General features: G+C 68.2%; 2 protein-coding genes. Both read left to right on the top strand.

The window, feature by feature from the left end; translation table 11 throughout:
* The first annotated feature begins 196 nt into the window (after positions 1 to 196).
* Positions 197 to 1,720 carry an IS21 family transposase gene (istA, locus tag LD110_RS23265; RefSeq protein WP_225502316.1) on the top strand — a complete coding sequence of 508 codons (1,524 nt, stop codon included), beginning with the start codon at positions 197 to 199 and terminating at the stop codon, positions 1,718 to 1,720.
* Positions 1,721 to 1,747: 27 nt separating this feature from the next.
* Entirely contained in the window at positions 1,748 to 2,521 is a 774-nt protein-coding gene (gene istB, locus LD110_RS23260; RefSeq protein WP_225502315.1) for an IS21-like element helper ATPase IstB, read from the top strand.
* Positions 2,522 to 2,668: the final 147 nt, after the last annotated feature.

Here is a 2,668-nt window from a genome sequence, read left to right as displayed (position 1 = left end):
TGTCGTCCGCCACGGAATTCCTCACTTTAGGTGGGTTCTCGCCACGTAATTCCCCACTTTGAGCGGCGGTTCGCCACGTAATTCCCATGGGGACGACGTCACGCACCGCTGGTGCCTTGTCCGAGAGTCTTGCCTCGGGTCCGATGGTCGGGCCGGAAGCGGGGTTCGTGGTTTGGCGCGTAGGAGTGTGGAAGCGATGGATCTGATCGAACTGTTCATGCATTGGGACGCTGGTCGCTCGAAGAGCGAGCTCGCGGTGTCGTTGGGCATGGACCGGAAGACTGTGCAGAAGTACTTGGCCCCGGCCGAGGCCGAGGGCCTGGTCCCCGGGCTCGGGCTCGCGGCCGAGGAGTGGAAGGACCTGGTCGCGGGCTGGTTCCCGACGGCCGTGGACGGCAGGCTGCGGCAGATCACCTGGCCGGAGTTTGATGCCCGGATTGAGTGGGTGAGGGAGCAGCTGGAGGCCGGGGTTGCCGGGGCGGTGGTCCACCAGCGCCTGGTCGACGAGCACGGGGTCAGGGCTTCGCAGCGCTCGTTTTACCGGTGGTTGGCCGCGACTTTGCCCGATGCCGGGCGGGCGGGACGGGCCGTTACGGTGCTCAAGCCGCTGTCCGCGCCGGGAGAGCTCGGAGAGGTCGACTACGGCCTGCTCGGGAACTGGCGTGACCCGGATACCGGCAGGGGCCACCGGGTCTGGGCGTTCGTGCTCACGCTGCCGTTCTCCAAGCAGCTCTTCGTTTTTCCCACGACGCGGATGGACCAGCTGACGTGGACGAACGCGCACGTGGCCGCGTTCGAGCTTTTCGGCGGGGTCCCGCGCCGGCTCACTCCGGATAATCTCAAGACCGGTGTCATCACCCCGGATCTTTATGATCCGAGGATCAACCTGGCCTATGCCGAGCTGGCCGGGCATTACGGGACGTTGATTGATCCCGCACGGGGCAACAGACCCAAGGACAAACCGCATGTGGAGCGGATGGTCCAGTACGTGCGCGGCTCGTTCTGGGCCGGACAGTCCTTCAGCTCGCTGGCGCAGATGCGCGCGGAAGCCCAGCGGTGGTGCCGGGACGTCGCCGGCGCCCGCAGGCCGCGTGCCCTGGCGGGACAGACATCCTGGGAGGTCTTCACTGCCGTGGAGCGTCCGGCCCTGATTCCCTTGCCGGCCAGGAGGCTCGAACCGGCCGAATGGCGCACCGCGACGGTCGGGTCGGACTGCCACGCCTCGGTCAAGGGCGTGCTCTACTCGGTCCCGTATCAGCTCGTCGGGACCCGTCTGGACGTGCGGGTCAGCGCGACGATGGTCGAGTTCCATCTCGACGGGGCGATCGTGAAGGTCCACCCCAGGATCGCCAAGGGACGCCAGACCGACCTGTCCGACTACCCGCCGGCAGCGGCGGGGTTCTTCACCCGCGACGCGGCGTGGTGCCGCGAGAACGCGTCCCTGATCGGCCCCGCCGCCGCGGCACTCATCGACGGCCTGCTGGAGGAACCGTTGGTCCACCGGATCCGCGCCGCGCAGGGCATCATCCGGCTCGTGCGCACGCACCGCCCCGAGGCGGTGGAGACCGCCTGCGCGGCCGCGGCAGCGGCCGGGGACCCGACCCTGAAAACCGTCAGGGGACTGCTCGCCGCCGGCGTCACCGTCCTGCCCGTACGACCCAACGGCGACAACGGCGCAGGGGCCTACCTCCGCGGCCCCGGCGCCTTCACCGCCAGCTGACCCCGGCCGAAGAACAAGGAGACCACCATGACCATCACGACCAGTACCGGCCCGGGACCTGTCGGTGCCGACCGCACCCAGCTCGCCGCGTCCCTGCGAGCCCTGCGCCTGTCCGGGATGCTCGACTCCCTCGAGAACCGTCTCGCCCAGGCCGCCGACGGCCGGCTCGGATTCCTGGACTTCCTCCAGTCCCTGTGCCTGGACGAGATCAACCGCCGCGACTCCGCGGCACTGGAGCGGCGCACGAGGGCCGCGAAGTTCGAATCCGACGGAAGGATCGAGAACTTCGACTTCACCGCGGACCCCGGCATCCCCGCCGCCCGCATCCGCGACCTTGCCAACACCGAATGGGTCCGCACCGGCCAGCACGTGATCATCAGCGGCCCGGTCGGCACCGGCAAGACCCACATCGCTACCGCGTTCGGGCATCAGGCCCTCCGGGCAGGGCACACCGTCCGGTTTGCCCCTACCTCCCGGGTCCTGGCCGATCTCGCCGGCGGGCACGCCGACGGGAGCTGGCCCAGGCGCCTGCGTGCCTACACCAAACCCGACCTGCTCATCCTTGACGACTTCGCGATGCGCGAGTTCACCCCCGCCCAAGGCGATGACCTTTACGAGATCGTCAACGAACGCCCCGCCCGCTCGATCATCGTCACCACCAACCGGGCACCCGAACAGTGGTACCCCCTGTTCCCGAACCAGGTCGTCGCCGAGTCCCTCCTGGACCGGCTCGTGAACAACGCCCACCAGATCACCATCCAGACGGGTTCCTACCGGGCACGCAGCCGCCCCAACACCTGAACCCGTCCAGCGCGAAGGCAGAAGGCAAAGACCAAACGAAAAACGGGCCTAACCCCCGGACCTGCCGCCGCGAAGAAGGATTACCATGTCACCAGGCACTGAGGAATAACGTGACGAAAGCCCTGGGGAATTACGTGGCGGGCGACA

It is taken from the genome of Arthrobacter sp. M4 (genome assembly GCF_020251205.1).
In the GTDB taxonomy this organism is placed as follows: domain Bacteria; phylum Actinomycetota; class Actinomycetes; order Actinomycetales; family Micrococcaceae; genus Arthrobacter.
The sequence above is the reverse complement of the archived record's forward strand: the minus strand, read 5'-3'. Positions and strand labels throughout refer to the sequence as shown.

Coding starts and splice junctions, on each gene's coding strand:
- istA (WP_225502316.1), top strand. CDS start 197: ATGGATCTGATCGAACTGTTCATGCATTGGGACGCTGGTCGCTCGAAG.
- istB (WP_225502315.1), top strand. CDS start 1,748: ATGACCATCACGACCAGTACCGGCCCGGGACCTGTCGGTGCCGACCGC.